This is a genomic window from Paracidovorax konjaci (genome assembly GCF_900112675.1).
In the GTDB taxonomy this organism is placed as follows: Bacteria; Pseudomonadota; Gammaproteobacteria; order Burkholderiales; family Burkholderiaceae_C; genus Paracidovorax; species Paracidovorax konjaci.
The window spans coordinates 33,707-52,071 of the sequence record NZ_FOMQ01000006.1; the positions used below are offsets into that span (position 1 = coordinate 33,707).

Annotated in this window: 15 protein-coding genes; 5 read left to right on the forward strand and 10 right to left on the reverse strand. The window is 66.3% G+C overall.

Features of this window, described 5'->3' with window-relative positions:
• Window positions 1-92: 92 nt before the first annotated feature.
• On the reverse strand, window positions 93-1,508 hold the full coding sequence (locus BM144_RS10500; RefSeq protein ID WP_092951935.1) for a helix-turn-helix domain-containing protein: 1,416 nt from the start codon (window positions 1,506-1,508) through the stop codon (window positions 93-95).
• A 481-nt stretch (window positions 1,509-1,989) separates the two neighbouring features.
• Here BM144_RS10500 and BM144_RS10505 point away from each other — a divergent pair, with 481 nt between their 5' ends.
• Window positions 1,990-2,784, forward strand: coding sequence for a response regulator transcription factor (locus BM144_RS10505; protein WP_245783622.1), 795 nt, complete (start codon window positions 1,990-1,992; stop codon window positions 2,782-2,784).
• 65 nt (window positions 2,785-2,849) lie between these two features.
• Here the strand turns inward: BM144_RS10505 and BM144_RS10510 are convergent, their stop codons facing one another.
• The 8 genes from BM144_RS10510 to sctU are packed head-to-tail and all read right to left on the reverse strand — an operon-like array spanning window position 2,850 to window position 10,388.
• On the reverse strand, window positions 2,850-3,305 hold the full coding sequence (locus BM144_RS10510; RefSeq protein ID WP_092951937.1) for a type III secretion system chaperone family protein: 456 nt from the start codon (window positions 3,303-3,305) through the stop codon (window positions 2,850-2,852).
• A gap of 5 nt (window positions 3,306-3,310) precedes the next feature.
• Window positions 3,311-4,303, reverse strand: coding sequence for a hypothetical protein (locus BM144_RS10515; protein WP_092951939.1), 993 nt, complete (start codon window positions 4,301-4,303; stop codon window positions 3,311-3,313).
• Complete coding sequence (sctS, locus tag BM144_RS10520) at window positions 4,300-4,563, reverse strand: type III secretion system export apparatus subunit SctS (RefSeq protein WP_092951941.1); 264 nt, start codon at window positions 4,561-4,563, stop codon at window positions 4,300-4,302. The genes BM144_RS10515 and sctS overlap by 4 nt, the downstream gene beginning before the upstream one ends.
• A 16-nt stretch (window positions 4,564-4,579) precedes the next feature.
• Window positions 4,580-5,242, reverse strand: a complete 663-nt coding sequence (gene sctR / locus BM144_RS10525) for a type III secretion system export apparatus subunit SctR (RefSeq protein WP_092951943.1) — start codon at window positions 5,240-5,242, stop codon at window positions 4,580-4,582.
• Window positions 5,239-6,360, reverse strand: a complete 1,122-nt coding sequence (locus BM144_RS10530) for a FliM/FliN family flagellar motor switch protein (protein ID WP_245783623.1) — start codon at window positions 6,358-6,360, stop codon at window positions 5,239-5,241. Before BM144_RS10530 ends, sctR begins: the two co-directional genes overlap by 4 nt.
• Window positions 6,361-6,383: 23 nt before the next feature.
• Window positions 6,384-7,223, reverse strand: coding sequence for a type III secretion HpaP family protein (locus BM144_RS10535; protein WP_092951947.1), 840 nt, complete (start codon window positions 7,221-7,223; stop codon window positions 6,384-6,386).
• 9 nt (window positions 7,224-7,232) lie between these two features.
• The gene (gene sctV, locus BM144_RS10540) at window positions 7,233-9,287 is read right to left on the reverse strand and encodes a type III secretion system export apparatus subunit SctV (RefSeq protein WP_092951949.1); all 2,055 of its coding nucleotides are present in this window, start codon (window positions 9,285-9,287) and stop codon (window positions 7,233-7,235) included.
• Between the two features lie 42 nt (window positions 9,288-9,329).
• Window positions 9,330-10,388 carry a type III secretion system export apparatus subunit SctU gene (gene sctU, locus BM144_RS10545; RefSeq protein WP_092951951.1) on the reverse strand — a complete coding sequence of 353 codons (1,059 nt, stop codon included), beginning with the start codon at window positions 10,386-10,388 and terminating at the stop codon, window positions 9,330-9,332.
• A 243-nt stretch (window positions 10,389-10,631) separates the two neighbouring features.
• Here sctU and BM144_RS10550 point away from each other — a divergent pair, with 243 nt between their 5' ends.
• The 4 genes from BM144_RS10550 to BM144_RS10565 all read left to right on the forward strand — a co-directional run bounded on the left by BM144_RS10550 (window position 10,632) and on the right by BM144_RS10565 (window position 16,305).
• A complete protein-coding gene (locus BM144_RS10550) occupies window positions 10,632-11,174 on the forward strand; it encodes a type III secretion protein (RefSeq protein ID WP_092952496.1) in 543 nt (180 codons plus the stop codon).
• A 6-nt stretch (window positions 11,175-11,180) separates the two neighbouring features.
• A complete protein-coding gene (sctT, locus tag BM144_RS10555; RefSeq protein WP_092951953.1) occupies window positions 11,181-12,101 on the forward strand; it encodes a type III secretion system export apparatus subunit SctT in 921 nt (306 codons plus the stop codon).
• Window positions 12,102-12,549: 448 nt separating this feature from the next.
• Window positions 12,550-13,971: a hypothetical protein gene (locus BM144_RS10560; RefSeq protein ID WP_092951955.1), complete on the forward strand. Its 1,422-nt coding sequence runs from the start codon at window positions 12,550-12,552 to the stop codon at window positions 13,969-13,971.
• A 372-nt stretch (window positions 13,972-14,343) separates the two neighbouring features.
• Window positions 14,344-16,305 carry a pectate lyase gene (locus BM144_RS10565; protein WP_245783624.1) on the forward strand — a complete coding sequence of 654 codons (1,962 nt, stop codon included), beginning with the start codon at window positions 14,344-14,346 and terminating at the stop codon, window positions 16,303-16,305.
• Between the two features lie 411 nt (window positions 16,306-16,716).
• Here the strand turns inward: BM144_RS10565 and BM144_RS10570 are convergent, their stop codons facing one another.
• Window positions 16,717-18,102 carry a leucine-rich repeat domain-containing protein gene (locus tag BM144_RS10570; protein WP_092951959.1) on the reverse strand — a complete coding sequence of 462 codons (1,386 nt, stop codon included), beginning with the start codon at window positions 18,100-18,102 and terminating at the stop codon, window positions 16,717-16,719.
• Window positions 18,103-18,365: the final 263 nt, after the last annotated feature.

Sequence of the window (18,365 nt, forward strand, 5' to 3'; positions counted from 1 at the left end):
GGGCGGCGGCTCCGCTGTGGATCGCCGGGGGCACAGGGACCGTTGCGGCCGGCCCCGCGCTTCGCGGGTGCCGGCTGGGATGCGGCGCCATGTCAATGCCGCATCGACGAAAGCTTGAACGCGTTGGCCAGCGTGGAGCGATTGCTGATGCCCCAGCGCGAGGCGACATCGAGCATGTGTACGCGGCCGCCGGTGGCGCTGGCCTCTTCCATTTCGCCTTCGATGCGCCGCACGCGCTCGCGGCGGATCAATTCGGCGGGCGTCATGCCGAGGTGGTTGCGGAATGCCAGTTGCAGAGCGCGCTCGGTGACGCCGAGGCGGCCCGCGATCTCTCGCACCGACAGGTTGGGATCGTGCAGGTGCTCGATGATGTAGCGGTAGGCCGCCCGATAGCGGGGGGGCAGGCGCAGTCCCACCGTGTCCTGCGACGTACCGGCCTGGGGCGCGGTCCCCGCATCCATGCGTTGCAATGCCGCGTGGTGGACCACACGCATGGCCTGTGCCACATGCCGCTTGTACTGGCGCAGCGATTCGCCGAGGCGGCCTTCATTCATGTGGATTTTCGACAGGCAATACTGGATGTCCGAGGCGAGTGGATGGTGCTCGATTTCCCGCTCGCCGCCCGCCAGCGGCATGATGACTTCGCGGGCGGCCGGCACGGCGCGGCTGGCCAGCAATGCCAGGCACCCTTCGACACGGGCTTCGCCTTCGATCCCCGCAAGTCCGTGCTGGCGCAGCCAGCGCGAGAAGATCGATACCGATTCCTGGCGTGCCGCCCCGTGGCTCGCCAGCATGCCCGCGAGGTAGCCGAGACGCGCCTGCAGCAGCGGCGGGGTGCCGGAATGGGATTCCAGGTGGCGAAGCTCTGTTGCCAGCGCCTCTCCGGGCGTGCGGTCGCGGCCCATTTCCAGAGCCGACTCGGCGAAGGCATGGTCTGACAATTCCTCGCTGTGCAGCAGCTCCACGCGTGCCAGAACCTCCAGGCGGATGGCTTCGGCATGCAATGCAAGGTAGCTCGTGTCTTGCGCTTCGCACAGGGCCAGGGCCCGTTGTGTCGCCACGAGCGCAGAGGCATGCTGGCCTTGGGTCTGCAGCGAAAGCGCGAGACCGCAGCAGGCCTCCACACGCAGCGGTGCGGGGGCGTCGTGGTCGTTGGAAACGAGTGCCCAGCAGGCCGCTGCACGTGACGGCTTGTGCAGGTGCTGGAACATCCAGGCCTGGTCCAGTGCCGAGTGCCAGCGCACCGTGCTGCGCGAGATCGCGTCGTAGGCCTTCAACTGGTGGTGAAACACGTCGCTCGCCAGTTCCTCCTGGCCGATCACCAGCAGGGCGCGGCCCAGGAGGGCACCTTCTTCCATCGGGCTCGCGTCGCGCAGCCGCCCCCGTTCGAGTCGGCGGCGCCCCATGGCAGCTGCCTCCTTGATCTGCAGGTTGCGCAGCAGTTGGGTGAGCACCGGAGCGTGGTGGCCGACGCGTTGGCACGAAAGAGAGAGCAGAGAGATGAGCATGTTGTCGTCGCGGCCCCCGCCGCGCCTCGTGATTGATGACGACTTGATGCTAGGAATCCGGGCCGAAACAAACCTCAGCGACTTTCTGGCCAATCCTCAACTTTGCCCACCGGCAATTGTCGGCAGGGTGGCCAGGCCCCTCCATTGCGGTCTTATCGCTTTTTGCCGATGTCCAGTGCTTGTTCGGTAGGACCGTGTTTTGAAACAGTCAGCCGACCTTTCTGATTGACAGATGAAGGAACAACTGATTAACAAAATGTGAAAAATAAGGCTGGAAAGAAACAATTTCTCCTCTGAGATTGCCCCTGACTATCGGCGTTTTGGAAATGATTAATGGCCTGGTGTAATCCGGAATGAACTAAGCTTGCGCCTGTCGTCACTCACGCACAGTCATTTGCAATAAGTGAAAAACTTTGTGAATGCATTGGTGGCGATCACGTGGCTTTAACAGCCATGGCTATATCAACGAAAACGTTTGCGTATGGGGAACTTCATGCAAGTCGCATTGCTGTCGCGCCGTTCGGCGGTCAACCAATTCCTGGTGGATTTACTCGCCCGGGGGGGAATCCAAGCCATTTTGCAAGTCAGCATCGCGGCCTTCCGCATGCAGGCGCGCAAACAGTCGCCGGATGCGGTGATCCTGGAGGATTGCGGAGGCACCCTCGCCGAGGATCTCGGGCTGATCCGCAGCTGCATCTCTGCCCATGTGCCGGTGCTCGTCGCCGGTTCCGAGTTGCAGGCGGGTTTCGGCACCGCTCTGGCGTGCGGCGCCGTCGATTACATCAATCTGTCCCGGGTGGGGCACGACGAACTCAAGGCGCGCATCCGCGGCCACGTGGAAGCGTATGCCCTGGAGGCATCCCACGCGATCGCGGTGGACGGCTGCCAACTGGACCCGGCACGCCAGTGCATCGTCCACGGCGGCAAGGTGGTCGAGTTGACCCACCGCGAATGCGAGTTGGCATGGCTGCTGTTTTCGCGCCCGAACCAGGTCGTCTCTTCTCCCACCATCGTGGCGCGCGTGTGGGGACGGTCCGTGGAATCGAACAAGCGCACTCTCGAGCAGCACATCTACAAATTGCGCAACAAGCTGCGCCAGACCGGGTGCAGCCTGCGTGTGCAGGCGGCCTATGGCCGGGGCTATCGCCTGCTGTCGGCCAGCGGGGTGGAGCCGGGCCCGGTGTCGCACCAGACCTGCGCGCACGTGCATGCACCCCGTACCCGGGCCGCCATGCCGGCAATGGCCATTCCGCCCATGCCGCCGCTGGGAAGCTGAGCAAGCCACGCTCGGCTTCAAGCGCGGGCTCCGCACGGAGCGCCCGGGATGGACTGTCACGGCTTTCACACCTTGATCCACAGATAGTTCCCGGAGCAGATGCCCATGAAGGCTTCGTCGGTCGAGCTGAGGATGTTGTCGCCCCAATATCGGCCGTGTTCCGCATAGTGCGTCATGGTCTCCGCGAGCCAGGTACCGCTGATGTCCGGCGTCATGGGGACGCGCACGATCAGGATGATGCCTCCGGTGTCCGGATTGATGCCCGCCTGGGCCTGGTCCTGGGCGTACACGGTGAGATTGGCTTCCAGCAGCAGGCGGTAGACCGACAGCGTCCGTCCTGCCGTGACGATGCCGAAGTGGAAGTTCAGGTACATCGCACCCACGTCGTTCTCGTAGTGGGTGAGCTGGACCTCGAAGCCTTCCACTTCGACCCAGCCCCGCTCCAGCACTGCCCCTGTGTCGGGCAGATCGATGGCAGAGCACAGGTCGGTCACCAATTGTTCGTATTGTTGAAAGCTCATGGTCTTCAGGCGCGGGACAGGAGCCACTGATCGGCATTCGCCAGCCGCTCCGTCGTCAGACTGCTCTGGGAGGGCGTGCGAGGGCGGCTGAGGTTGAGGAGCTGCAGCGGCAGCAGTGCGAGGCGGTCGGCAGGGGCCTGCTGCGCGACATCGAACCCTGCCGCTATCAGCGCCGCGCGGATAGTGCCCACGGTGGCGAATGCCATGGCGAATGCCTTGTTGTCCTTGTGTTCGGCAATGTGCCTGCCGATGAGGCTGAGCAGGGTGGTCTGCCTCCGGTTGTCGAGACGGTTCCCGGCCAGCACGATCTGTCCGAGCACGCTCACCAGCGTTGCCACCTGTACTGACGTATCGCTGCTGGCCAGCCCGGTTTCGATCGCGTCCTGGAGCGCCTTGTCCAGCGTCGGCGCGGCGGACTTCGCCCTGCCGGCGAGAGCCCGGCTCTGCGGATTGCGGCTTTGGCCGCCTGAATCGCTGCCGGGCTGATGACCGCCGGACTGGCTGCCGGAGCCCGTGTCGCCGTCGCGGTTGTCCTGTTGTGTCGCATTGCCCCCCGGCTGGAGGAAGACGTCCTGCGCGTACGGATCGAGCACCTCTTGCTCGCGGTGTGCCGCCGCCCGCTCGTGTTCGCGCTCGTGGGCGGATTTGTGGCTCTCGGTTTCGTGGCCCGCATGCTCGCTGCGCGCCGCCTCGCCGGTCTCCTTTGCCCGCTCGAAGTCGGCTTGATAGTCGAGCGGCGTGCGTTCGCCCTCCGGCGCCTGCTCGCTGCCCTGGCCCGGCAGGTGGCTTTGCCGGGGAGGCGGTGGCGGAGGCGGGCGGCCGAGCGTCTTGAAGACGTAGTTGTTGAAGCTTCCCGTGCTCTGGCGCCGCAAGTTCTGCTGCGTGACCTGGTCCCGCAGGTGCTCCTGCTTGATGTGGTTCTGTTGCAGTTGCTGGCGGTTGCGCAGCAGCCGTGTCCGTTGCAACTGCTTCTGTGCAGAGAAAGGGTTTGGGATCATGGCGCGAACACGGCGGTGAGAAGACGCTGCGAAAACTGCAGAACCGTGCTGCCGACCCACGGAGCGCTCACGGCCACCGTCACGGTCACGCAGATGAGCTTGATGCCCTGCGAGATCGCCTGGTCCTGTAGCGATGTGACTGCCTGCACCAGTGCCACCAGCAGCCCCACGATGGCGGCCACCGCCACCGCAGGCAGGGACAGCAGCAGGCACAGCATCAGTGCCTCGGACGTGAGCTGGACGATGTTGTCGTGGTTCATGGCATGCGGCGCTGCGTCAGCGGTAAGTCATCACGAGCCCATGCATCACCTGCGACCAGCCGTCCAGCACGACGAACAGCAGCAGCTTGAACGGGATGGCGATGTTGGTGGGCGACACCTGGGAAAGGCCCATGGCGAGGAGGACGTTGGCGATGACCAGCTCAACGATGATGAACGCCAGATAGAGGAGAAAGCCGATGCGGAAAGCGGCAGTCAGCTCGGTGAGCAGGAACGCGGGAGCCAGGACGATCAGATCGTCGGGCTGCAGCGCCTTGGCGCGCTCCTCGGGCCAGAGTGCCTGGGCCGATTTCAGGAAGAAAGCCTTCTCCGCAGGGTCGGCATGCTTGCCCAGGAATTTCCTGAACGGCTCGCGCGCAGCGGAAGCGGCCGTGAGCAGTTGCTGGGTGTTGGAGCTTTGCGCCGCGGGCGGTGCCATCTGCATGCGCTCGGAGGCCTCCATGGCGATCGGTGCCATCACATAGACCGAGATGATGATGGCGATGCCGTTGAGCACCATATTGGGTGGCACCTGCTGCACGCCGAGCGCATTGCGCAGCAGTCCGAGGACCACCACCACCTTGGTATAGGACGTGACGATCATCGCGGCGAATGGCAGAACCGCCAGCAGCAGCAGCGAGAGCGCGAGCGAGACGGGATCGAGTCCCGAGATCGGCGTCATGGCGTGGCCGCTGAGGTATTGGAGAAGGGCAGCGACATGCGCGAGATACGGACGCCGAGGCTGTCGCCGATGACGACCAGCCGGCCCGTGCCCACGACCTGTTCATGGCAGACGAGGCGGACCGTGGCGTCGCGTACCGCGACGTTCAGGGGAACCACCGAGCCAGCGCCGAGCGCTGCGAGGTCGTCGAGGCGAATGCGTGCCGTGTCGATCTCGAAGGCCACCGGCACGGAGAGTCCGCCGATGTCCGTCAGCGGCAGAGGGGTCTCCTCGGGCTCCGCACCAAAGTCATCGTCCCCGCCATCTTCCGCGGGCACCGATGCTGCGAATGCACCGTGTACCGGCGCGGCCCTGCCGGGAGAGAGCTGTGCGAAGGCGGTGAGGCTCACGGTATCGCCAGCGTCCGAACGCGGCGCAGCCCCCAGCGTCAGCTCCGAGGAGTCCAGGTCGAGTTCTGCGGGTATTTGCATGGTGTTTCCCAGTCCGAAGGAAAGGTGGCAGAGGCGCCGGGCGCCGGCGATGAGCGAACCGCACAGCACGACATCGCCGGGCGCCAGGGACGCGAGATCCGGGGAGGCGATCCTGCGGATCGCAATGCGTGCGCGGCCGGGCAATTGCAGGCCCGACAAGGGGGCACCGTCTGCCTGGCCGGAACGGGAGAGGCAGGAGTGCAGCTGAACGGCCACGCCTTCGTCGATGGAATGCAGGCCCAGCCGGACTCCACCGCATATCCATTCCAATGGCACGGCCTGTGCCGGGCGCAGGGAGAGTCCCGTCAGCGTCAGCCCGGTCAATACGGGGGCCATGGCAGCCAGCGGTGCGGCCAGCAATGAATCCGCCACATCGCGGGCCAGCGAAGCGTCGGTCAGCCGGGCGGCCATTTCGAGGGCCGGCCATGCAGAGAGCGGCACGGAGGCCTGCAGGCGGCCGTGCACGCAAGAGAAGTCCAGGACCACGGCATCGCGCCGGGTTCCAGGTCTGGCTGTTGCGATACGGCCGGAGTCTTCCTGGCATGCCTGGGCAGCCCACCGGGCGAAACGCCGGTCGAAGGCAATCCGTGCCAGGTGCGCCTCGCCCGGCATTACTTTCGGCAGGCGGTCAGCCAGTTCGTCGGTCATGGTCGGTACGGGCGCTGAGGCGTTCACGTCGATGCTTCCAGTTCGATGTCGATGCCGCGTGGGCTCGGGCCCAATGCCTCGAGCTGTGCGCGCAGGGGATCGCGATGGAGTGAGATTAGGCGTGCCGACTCTGAAGAGCTGGTTCGGAACCGAAGGCTCATCGCATAGGGCGAAAGCGATAGGCCGAGTTCGCATTCAGGCAGCACGGCCGGGTCCATTGGCACCGTGACCGACCAGGACTGAAAGGCCGGGTCTGCCTGGGCGCAAAGCCAGGCGATGCGCTGTACCGTGTCCTGCAACCACGCGGGTGGGGCTTGCGGAGCGGCATTCACACGCGATGCGGCATCCGCTGGCGAATCCTCCGATTCCTGGCTGCCCTGCCTTTCCCGGGAAAGGCTGGCGGTGTCGCGGCATGCAGGGGGCTGCGTGGACGGGGGCGGCGCGGCGGCGTCGTGCACAGCCGATCCGGCCTGTGCATCGGCGGGTGGCACAGCGTCGGCCTCACGGTCTGCGGCAGCCTGGTCCTCGTCCAATCCGATGCCATCGCGTCCTGCGTCAGAGGGCAGCAACCGCTGCTGCGCGATGCAGGGCATGGCCGTGAAGCTGCTGGCAAGGTGCGAGGCCTCGGAGGAGGGGTTGCCGGCATCGCTGGCTGCGTTCTCCGAATCCTCGTTTTTTCCCGCCCCATACGGTCTTGTGCGTTCAGTGCGCAGGAATGCAGGACCGTCTGGAGTGTCGTCCGCCTGGAAGAGTTGGCGCTGGAAGCGCCCGGCCGCGGACACTGCTGCCAGGCTTGCATCCGCGAACGTTCCGGACGGCATGCCGGGCATGCGCTGGCGCGAAAGAAGATCGGTGCGCTCCATGGCTCGGCCTCAGGCCACGCGGCCGATCGGACGCAGTTCGATCAGGCTGCCCAGTTCCTGGAAGGAGTACACGCGCAGCCATTCGAGCCGGCCTTCGATCATTTTCTTGACGTACCGGCGGATGTCCATCGAGGTGACCAGCGCCACGCCGGCATGGGATGCGGAGCCCGCGACGGCGGCAATCCGGTCCGTGAGGTCACGTGCATCGTCTGGCGACATGGCCAGGTAGTTGCCTGCCGGGGTGGGCTTGATGCACCCCCGGATGGCCTGTTCGATCTCGGGCGCCAGCAGGATGGCGGAGAGGTGCTTCTGTCCACCGCCGGCTTCGTGCGCCAGGTAGCGGCCGAGGTCGGACCGCACGTACTCCGTGAGCAGCAGCAGATCCTTCTCTTTGGGAGCCCACGTGATGAGGCTTTCGAAGATGCTGCGGATGTTGCGGATGGGAACCTGCTCCTCCAGCAAACGGCGCAGCACCTCGGCCATGCGCTGCAGCGGCATGACCTTCTGCACTTCGGCAACCAGTCCGGGATATTCGGGCGTGGCCCGCTCGATGATCCACTGCACTTCCTGCACGCCCATGAACAGGTGCGCGTGGCGCTGCAGGGTCTCCACCACCTCCCGGGCGATCACCTGCTCCACTTCCAGCAAGGTGCCTGCACGCTGGGCCGGCGGAACCGCGGTCTGGGGCAGCCAGAGGGACTCCACCATGCCGAGCAGCGGGCCATGGCGCTGTGCCTGCGCGGCGAGGGGCGACTGCGGATCGAGCAGCAGCAGCATGTCGCCGGGCAATTGCGGCTGCGCCACCGGCACGTCGTTGATGAGGATTTCGAAGCGCATGTCCTGCAACTCGTCCAGCACCCACATGGCAGCGCCCGGGAACGGCAGGCCCAACCGCGTCTGCAGCCCTTCACGCTCCTTGTTCAGTGCCTGGTTCAGCCGCTCGGCGTTGATGAGTTTCGCCAGCGGGTCGGACAGCCGGATCGACAGGGGCTTGGCGAATTCGGGAGCGCGGTGCTGGATGGCAGACCCCTCGCCCTTGCCGCCTTCGCGCAGCAAGGCAGCGATGGGTTTCGAATGGGTCTTCCCGCTGTCCGCCTTGCGCTGGCGCGAGAGCCATTGCCCGCCGCCCACCAGCCCTGCCGCGAGGAGGCAGAAGGGCAGTGCCGGAAATCCCGGGATGGCCGCGAAGCCCAGCGTGAGCGCGCCAGCGAGATACATGGAGCGCGTGTTGCGCGTGAGCTGCTCGGTCATGTCCTCGCCCAGCGATGTGGGCTTCTTGCGGTGTTCGTCCGCCACGCGCGTGGTCAGGATACCGGCGGCCATACAGATGAAGAGCGCCGGGATCTGCGACACCATCGCGTCGCCGATGGACAGCACCGCGAAGCGGTTGGCCGCTTCGCCCGCGGTCATGTTGTGGTACATGATGCCGACCACCACGCCCGCCAGGATGTTCACCAGGGTGATGATCAGGCCTGCGACCGCATCGCCCTTCACGAACTTCATGGCGCCGTCCATACCGCCGTGCAGCATGCTTTCCATGCTGAGGCGTGCCCGCTTGGCCTTGGCCTCGTCGGCGGTGAGCAGGCCGGCCCGCAGGTCGGCGTCGATGCTCATCTGTTTGCCGGGCAGGGCATCGAGGGTGAACCGCGCACCGACCTCCGCCACCCGCTCCGATCCCTTGGCGATCACGATGAACTGCACGATGGTGATCACCAGGAACACGACGATCCCCACGACCAGATTGCCGCCCACCACCAACTGCCCGAAGCTTTCGATCAGGTGGCCCGCATCCGCATGCAGCAGGATGGCCTTGGTCGATGCGATGTTGAGCGACAGCCGGAACAGCGTGGTGAAGAGCAGCAGCGACGGAAAGGTGGAGAGCGACACCGCATCCGGAATGAAGAGCGTGGTCATCAGCAGCAGCACGCTGATGCTCAGGTTGATGGCGAGCAGGGTGTCGATCAGCAGCGTGGGCAGCGGCAGGATCATCAGCGCGATGACACCGACGAGAAAGCCGGCCATCGTCAGGTCATTGACGAGGGTGGAGTCGAATCGTTTGGCCATGGTTTGCTTTCTCGATACGGGACAGGGAATGGAAAGGAGACGTCAGTTCGGTGCGCCGCCGCCGAGCCGCTCGAGTTCGGCCACCCAGCGCAAAACCACGGAAACGGCTTCGAACAGTTCTTCGGGGATCGGTTGATCGAGGGGCAGCTTGTGCAGCGCCCGTGCCAGCGGCGGATTCGCGATGAGCGGGATGTGGTGCATGGTGGCCAGGCCGCGGATGACGGCGGCCTGTTCGTCCATGCCCTTGGCCACCACGATGGGCAGCGGTGTCACGCCGGCTTCATAGCGCAGTGCCACGGCGTAGTGCGTAGGATTGGTCACGACCACGGTCGCGCCGGGAACGCGTTCCTGCGGCGGGCTGGTCGCCATCTCCTCCCGCAGGGACTTGAGGTGGCCCTTGAGGTGCGGATCCCCTTCGCTGTCCTTGTTCTCGCGCTTGACGTCGTCCTTGCTCATCTTCTGGTCGCGCATGAAAAGCCAGCGCTGCAGGCCGAAATCGACGGGCCCGATCACGAGAAAGACCAGAAATGCGAACGAGAAGAGATGCAGGAGGGCACTCCATGCGATCTTTCCGCTGGCCTCCGGTGTGAGGTACACGGAGCCCACCAGCAGCGGCACCAGCCCGATCACGATCTTCCAGAGCACGGCCCCCAGCACGACGGCCTTCAGGACCGATTTGGCGAACTCGACGAGGGAGCGCGCGTTGAACATCTTCTTGAGGCCTTCCGCCGGGTTCAGGCTGTCGAACTTGGGCGTCAGGGGTTCGAACGTGATCGCGAAGCCGACCTGCGGCAGCAGCGCCAGGGCTGCCACCAGCACCGAGACGATCACCATGCCGAAGGCCACCACCATGCCGTCGAGCGCCATGGAGGAGAGCAGGGCTAGAAGATCCTGCGTGCTCTGTGCCTGCATCCCCTGCTCCAGGGCGGTCGACACGATGCGCTGCATGCGGTCGTAGAGCAGCGGACCGGCCCCGACCAGCACCAGCAAGGCTGCGCCCAGGACAGCGGCTGCCACGAGGTCCTGGCTCTTGGCAGTCTGCCCTTTCTTGCGGGCATCCTTGAGTTTCTTGGCTGTGGGTTCTTCGGTTTTTTCCGACATGGGGCACCGTTGAAGCGACGCGCGGAATGCACGGCATGCGCCAATCTAGGAGCCCTTGAGGCGCGGGCACGGCTACCGCGCGAAGCGGTTCCGCCAAGTGCGAAGCGGTGCGAAAACGCCTTGCGGCGCGAACATGCGGCTTCGCATGGCGTGTTGCCACTTCGGCCCCTGCGGTTTCGGCCGCCGCACCTTTCCCTAGGCTGGCGTGCAGCAGGCCGGCGGGGGTTGGCCGATGGAGAACCAGTGAGCACGATCAAAGGCTTGCGCACCCTCGTGCGCCTCAAGGCCCGTCGCTCGGAGCAGGCGGAGGCCGCCTTGCAGAACAGCGTCCGCGCATTGCAGGACGAACAGCAGGCCCATGCGCAGGCCCAGGCGGCCGAAGCCCAGACACGGGACGCCGAGCGCGGATGCCGTGATCGGCTGTCCGCAGCGACGGAGCAGGGCCGCCGCTTTCTGGGCAGCGATGCGATCACGCTGCAGATGCTGATTACCGAGGCGGAAGGCCGGAGCGCAGAGGCTGCACAGCAGATTGCGCAAGCGAATGGCCGCGTCGAGGCCGCCCGCGACCAGATGCGGCGCTGCGAGGTGGCAGTGCGCCGCGCGCAGCAACAGCTCGAGGCGACGCGGGACCGGCTCTCCGCCGCCATCGCTGAAGCCGAGAAGGCACAGGAAGACGCTCAGGACGAAGAGGCCGAAGAGACGGCCGTCGCACGCATGTTGGCGGCCGTGCGTGGGCGTCGCCGGTCTGCTTCAGTGGGCCGGGAATCGCGTTCTGCAAGGGCTTGAAACGCAATGGACGGCTATGTCAACAATGCCCTGGCGCTCTTCCAGCTTGGGGCGGATTTCAAGGGCATGCTCGGCCTGCTCGCGCTCTGTTGCACGCGTTTCTATGCGGCCATGCTGGTGCTGCCCGCCACCAATGACCAGTTGCTGATGGGGCGCGTGCGCAACGGCACCGTTCTCATCCTTGGCGGCTTCATCGCCTGGGGGCAGCCGCCGGGTCTGCTCGCCTCGACCGGCCCTCTGCTGTTTCTCGCGCTCGCGTTGAAGGAGGCCGTCATCGGCATGCTGATCGGGTTCGCCGTGTCGCTGGTGTTCTGGGTGGCGGAAGGCGTGGGCATGCTCATCGACAACCAGGCGGGCTACAACAACATCCAGCAGACCAATCCGCTCAGCGGCCAGCAGAGCACACCGGTGGGCAACCTGCTCATGCAGCTCGCCATCGTGGGTTTCTACATGCTGGGCGGGATGCTGGTGTTTGTCGGGCTGCTGTTCGACAGCTACGACTGGTGGCCGCTCAGCGGAATGATGCCGAGCTGGCCCGTGCTCATGGAGCGGTTCTTCCCCGATGAAATCACCAGCTACGCGCAGACGGTGCTCAAGATCGCCGGCCCGGTGCTCGTGACCCTGATGCTCATCGACCTGGGGATGGGGTTGCTCAGCAAGGCCGCGGAAAAGCTCGAGCCAGGCAGCCTGGCACAACCCGTCAAGGGGGCCGCCACCATGCTGTTGCTGGTCTTGCTGGTGGGGGTGTTCTTCCACCAGGTCCGTGCCCAGCTCACCCTGCGCCCCGTGGCGCAACGCCTGGAGCGCATTTTCGGCCAGGGCGACATGGGATCTCCGGCGCCGTCAGCGGCGACAGCGCCAAGCCCAGCTCCGGCGCCGGGGGGTGGTCGCGCAGGGGCTGGCACCCCCACCGATCCGGCGCGCTGACGGCCTTGCCGCCCGGCGCAGGCCCGTGAACTCCGGTCTCTCGGGCGTTCGCTTGCGCGGTGCTCGTTTCGCATGCCGCGGCGGTGGCACCGGACGTGCCTTTTACCTTGAAAGGACGATCTCCTGCCTTCCTTGGCGCCGGAGCCGATGGCTTGCGCCCGCGTCTGCGCGTGTGCGGCAGGGCGGCGCGGTGCCGGGATGAGGGGTCGGGTCGGGCGCCCGTGCGGGCTGTCCGTCGCTATCGCAGCAGCGGCCGGAATATCCATCGGGGCCGGGGCTGCTCCGGCGTTCGCCTCGGGGAGGCCGCTGTCTTCCAACACTTCACAGGAGTTCATCCATGGCAATCTCTCTTCAAACGCAGCTTCAACCATCATCCCTGGGCTTCTCAGACTCTTCGGGAAATTCATCGGGCAGCAGCAGTTCGGAAAATCCCCTGCAGCAGATCCTGATGCTCATCCTCGAGCAGGTCATCAAGGCGCTGCAGAACCAATCGGGACAGGACGACAAGAACAATGCTGTCGGTGGCTCCGATGCGGCTTCCGGCGGGGGCTCCAAGGGAAGTGGTGGCGCCGGTCCCCAAGGGGCCATGCAGAAGTTCGCCGATATGTTCAAGGGCCTCAGCGAGGCTCTGGATTCTTCGCAAGGTGGCACGAAAGCGAATGATTTCGCCCAGAAGCTGGCAGATGCCCTGGGCACCGACAGCAAGACGCTGGACCAGATGGACGATGGCCAAAGCAACGGGAGCTTTGAAGAGTTCGCCAAGGATTTCATGAAGAGTTTGGAATCCCTGTCCGGCGGTAGCGGCGCGGGAGGCAGCGGCGATGTACAGGGCGGCGGCAGCGGCGGTGGTGGCGGTAGCACCGACGGCGTGGGCGGCGGAAGCGGTGGAGGCAGCAGCGCCGGTAGTGGGGCTGGCAGCGTCGGTGATCTGGCCAAGCAACTGGTGGATGGCCTGCTCAAGGGCGACTCCAAGGGCGTGGAAGACCTTCTGGGCGGCAAGAACGATGTCGGCGGTGCGGATGGCAAGGGCGACAAGGGCGACGCCTCGCTCGACAAGCTCATGGAAGTGCTCAAGCAGTTCATTCAGTTGCTCGAAATGGCGCTCCAGTCCGGCAACAAGTCTGCCGGCGGTGAGGGCGGCAGCTCCAGTGGCGCCGGAGGCTCCGGCGGCGCAGACGGCTCCGGGGGAACGGGCGGTGCAGAAGGCACAGGAGGGGGCGGTGGCGCGCAAGGAAGCGGTGGCGCCTCGGGTTCGGGCGGCGCCGGCTCGGGTGCGGGCGGTACCGGCGGTGCCGACGGCGGTTCTGCCGGAAACGCCAGCCCCGGCGACCAGATCAAGCAGCTGCTGGACGATTTCACCAAGGGCAACACCAGTGGCGTGGACAACATGCTCAACGGCCAGGGTGAGAAAGGGCAAGAGCAACTCAAGCAGATTCTTGAAGTGCTCATGAAGCTGATCGAAGCGCTGATGGGCAAAAAGCAAGGCGGCGAGGATTCCAGGCAGGCGGGCGGTGGTTCCGGCAGCGGCTCCGGTGGAACCCCTGCGCCACAAGGTGCAGGCGGCGGCAGCGGAAGCCCGGCTCCCCAGGGCGCCGGAGGCGCAAGCCCCAGCCCCAGCCCCGCAGCGCCTGCGAGCACGGGCACCCAGTCCAGCCCTCCACCCGCCGCCCCGGTGACCGATGGCCGCGAATTCCAGGACACCGCCTCTACCCGGCCCGAGCCAGTGAACCCTGAAGATACCGAAGCGCCTCCTCCTCCGCCGGTTCCTGAAACGCAGAAAACTCCGGCCCCGGAGCAGAACAACACGCAACCACCGGCGCCCACTCCTGCCCCGGCACCGCAGCCTGCGGGCAACGGCACCCGCCGTTGATGCACGCGGGCCCATGGGGCCCGTGCGCCTTGCGCCATGGCTCGGGGGCGGCCATGGCGGAACGCCTTCCGCCGGCAGCGCACACCGGGGAAGGCCGGTCCCACGCGGAAAGTCTGCGCAGACCAGTCGGTTCGCATGCCTGGCCCCCGATTCGTGCCACCGCCTCTTTTCTCCGGAACCTCCCCGTAACGTGCAGGAACGACTTCCGCGTTTCGGTACGGGCTGTCTCCGTGGCTGCCACGGGACGTCCAAACGGGGGCGCTAAGTCGGGATGTGTCGCATGCGCGCGCTGCGCAGGAGCCCGCCCCGTCGCGGCCCGCGCTCGGCTGGCTACCCATCGCTCGGGAGGTGGGCCGGGGGGACTGCAACCCCTTGGGCCTGCTCTGGCTTCACCGCAAGGTGGAGGTTTTGTTTCAACGTTTCACAGGAGTCCCATTCATGTCCGTCTCTCTCCAGACGCAATTTCAGGCCTCGTCCCTGAGCTTTTCCAGCAGTTCTTCGAACTCCCTCGGCAACAGTGGCAACGGGAGCAACCCGCTCCAGCAGATCATCCTGCAGATTCTCGAACAGGTGCTCAAGGCGGTTCAGGACAAGCTCGGCAAGGAAGGCTCCAATGTCGGCGGCAAGGATCCCGCTTCCGGCTCCGGCAGCACCCAGGGCAGCGGCGGGTCCGGGCCAGAGGGTGTGCTGCAGCGTTTTACGGAATTGCTCAAGAGCTTCACCGAAGCGCTGGAGAAGTCGCTCGCCGACCAGAAGGCCAACGCCTTTGCGCAGAAGCTTGCGAACGCGTTGGGAACCGACAGCAAGACGCTCGACCAACTGGACGATGGCGCGGTGAACGGCAGCTTCAACGACACCGCCAAGAACCTGCTGCAGAACCTCGAGTCGCTCTCCAACGGCGGCGCATCGGGCGGCGGCGGTAACGTGGGCGGAAGCGGCTATGCCGGCGGTGTGGGCGGCAGCCAGGGCGGGGGCGACGGGACGGGCGATCTGGTGAAGCAGCTGATCGAGGCATTGCTCAGCGGCGATCCCAAGGCGCTGGAGCGCCTGCTGAACGGCAAGGCAGGCCAGGGCGGCAGCGGCGGGAACTCCCTTGAGCAATTGCTCGATGTGCTGAAGTCGTTCACCGAACTGCTGGGACTTGCCCTCAAGGGGGGCAATGGCGGTGGGGCTGCCGGCGGCGCTGCGGCCGGCGGTGGCGGCGGCAACGCGGGTGGCGCAGGCGGCGCGGGCGGTACCGGTGGTGGCAGCGGTGGCGCAGGTGGCACCGGCGGCGCCACGGGCGCCAGCCCGGGCGATCAGATCAAGCAGCTGCTGGACAACTTCATCAATGGCGATACGAGCGGCGTCGACAGCCTGGGCGGCAAAGGCGCCCAGGGTCAGGAACAACTGCAGCAGATCCTCGAGTTGCTGATGAAGCTCATCGAAATGCTGACCGGCAAGAAGCCTGGAGATGAAAACACCCAGGGCAGCAATGGCAGCGGCGGTGGCGGCGGCAGTGGCGGTGGCAAGGGCGTCGAAGGCTCTGGCGGCGGTGGCGGCGGCAGCGGCGGCGGCAAGGGCGTCGAAGGCTCTGGCGGCGGTGGCGGCGGCAGTGGCGGCGGCAAGGGCGTGGAAGGCTCTGGCGGCGGAAGCAGCGGCTCCAAGGGCACCGATGGCGTGGAGGGCAGTGCTGGAACCAAACCTTCCGGAACTGCGGGTACCGGCAAAGCCCAGGCACTGCCTGCAGCCACTGGCGAGGTAACGGTCAATGAAACCATCGTGGTCAAGGCCGGAGAAGTCTTCGACGGCGGCGGCAAGCACTTCCAGGCGGGCCCGGCGCTGGGAGACGGCGGCCAAGCCGAGGGCCAGAAGCCTGTGTTCCTGCTGGAGCCCGGCGCGAGCATCAAGAACGTCCAGCTCTCCGGTGCGGACGGCATTCATGCCAAGGGCGATGCCAAGCTGGACAATGTCTGGTGGCGCGACGTGGGCGAGGACGCTTTCACCATGAAGGGCCCCGGCAACGTGGAGGTGAACGGCGGCGGCGCTTTCAATGCCAACGACAAGATCTTCCAGCTCAACGCCGGTGGATCCTTCAAGCTGGACGGCTTCACGGCCGACACCTTCGGCAAGGCTGTTCGCACGAATGGCGGAAAGGATTTCCCGATCGACATCTCGGTGACCAACTCGTCGTTCACGAACGGCAAGGAAGCCGTGGTCCGTTCGGACGCCACCCAGGCGAAGATCCATCTGAGTGGCAACACCATCACCGATACGCCCTACGACGTGATCGCTCCGAAGGCCGCGCAGGTCGAAGGGGCGCAGAACCGCGGCTGGAAGAACTACACGGGCTGATGCCCCGGCCGGATGCGCGTGGCATGCAAGCTGCCTGCGCAATCCTGCACACCCGCAACGCCTGGTGGCACGGTAACGTGCCCCGGGCGTTTTTTCTTGGGAGGCTGCGGCAGCGGGTCAGACCTCTGCCGGGAACACCTGATGGGCACGGTGAAGAGACCTTCTCGGGGCAAGGCGTCTGCGCGAGGGGCTTGCCCGGTCGAGAGCGGGACCGCTTCCGAACCGCCGGGTGTGGACGGTGGAGCGTGCCAGCGCGCTGGACGGTTGCAGTCCGTGCCGGGATATGGAGTGAAGCAGGAAGCGGTGCGCACCTGTGAAAGCCGCAGGAAGCCGCGCAGACTCAGCCCGCGGGCTTTTCCCGCATGGTTCCGCCAGTCGCCCGACCGCCGCAGAAAGGGGTGGGCGCAGAGGTCAGCCGGACACGCGGCCGACCGACCGCGAAGCGGTGCCTCGTCGACGGATCCAGGGGGCCGATGGGCAGTCGAGCGTCGCATCGGTCACGCGGTTGTTCCAAAGATCCAGGCTGGCCAGCGTGGCGTTGCGCACCAGCGCGTGGGCCCCCGCATTGCCCACTTCATTGCGCGCGAGGCTGAGGCATCGCAGCCGCAAGTTGGCGGCGAATGCGCGCGCGCCCGCCGAGCCGACGGCCTGCCCTTCGAGGTCGATTTCCTCCAGGGAAGGGCTGGCTGCCAGCGCGAGCGCGCCGCGCTCTCCGATGCGCACCGTGTCCGATGACGTGTTGTTCAAGACAAGCGCCATCAGGCGGGCACAGCAGGCCAGTGCAGCCGCGCCAGAGTCACCGATCTGGCAATCCCCGGCATCGAGGAAGCGCAGGGAGACCGAGGTGGCCAGCGCCGTGGCGCCTGCATCGCCCAAGGGGTTGTGCGCCACCACCAGCGTCGCCAGCGTGGGCATGTGTGCCAGCGCCGCCGCGCCCGCAACACCGATGCCGTTGCGGGAGAGGCTGAGGTGTTCCAGTCCCCCCGAGGCTGCCAGGGCGCGGGTGCCGGCATCGCCGAGACGGTTGCGGTGCAGCCCGAGGGATCGCAATGCAGTGCTCTGCGCCAGAGCGCCGGCGCCCGCCTCACCGATCAGGTTGCCATGGGCCATGAAAGTATGGAGGCCAGGCAGCTCCGCCAGTGCCTGGGCCCCCGGATCGCCGATGGCGTTGTGATTCAGCGAAAGCGACTGCAGGCCGCGCATGCGCGCGATCATCGCGGTGCCCTGGGGACCCAGCCGGTTGTCGTTCAGGTCGAGTACCTTCAAGGTGCGGCAGGCGAGCAAAGCGGCGCCTGCCTCGGGGCCCAGTGCGTTGCCGCGCGCCTGCAGATGCGAAAGCCGCGGGCTCTCTGCCAGCGCGGCGATGCAGCCCGGTGTCAGTGCGCACTGGTTCAGGTGCAGCGCCGTGAGAGTGCCGGAACGCGCCAGCGCCTGCGCACAGGTTGCATCGACCGGGACATGCTCCAGGTGCAGCGTGGTCAGAGACGCATGGCGGGCCAGGAGGTCTGCGCCTTGCGCATCCAGGGGAACGCGCCGCAGCACCAGCGTTTCGAGCGGCAGCCCGTGCAGCAGGGCCAGCCCCCGTGAGCTGACGGCCGGGCAGTCTGCCAGCTCCAGTGTTCTCAACGTGGCCGGAAGCAGGCGGAGATCTTCGTCGCAGAAGGCTCCGCGCAGCGCCAGTCTCCGCAGGTTCCGGACTTCTCCCTGGCACAGCGCGATCAGGCCGCGGACGTCGCGGACAGTACGTTCTTCGCAAGTGGAAGCTTCCTCGGAAGCGGCGTGGGCAATGGAGATCATGGGATCGTGCGTGCGTAATCGTCGAGGGAGCCAGGGTAGGCCGCCACGCGCGGAATCTCCGATCCCGGGCGAAGAGACCGGTTGGAAGGCGATGGGCCCCTCAGGCCGCGGGCGAGCGGCCGCGTTTCGCAGCAGGGCACGGCGCTTCGCACCCGGCGCCGCGCGGTGGGGCGCTGTTCCTAGGATGGATTCCAGCAGCCGACAGCCCCCTTGTCCGGACTGCCGCAGCGCGGCACGCGCGCTGATCCGCCGGCCACCCGGAC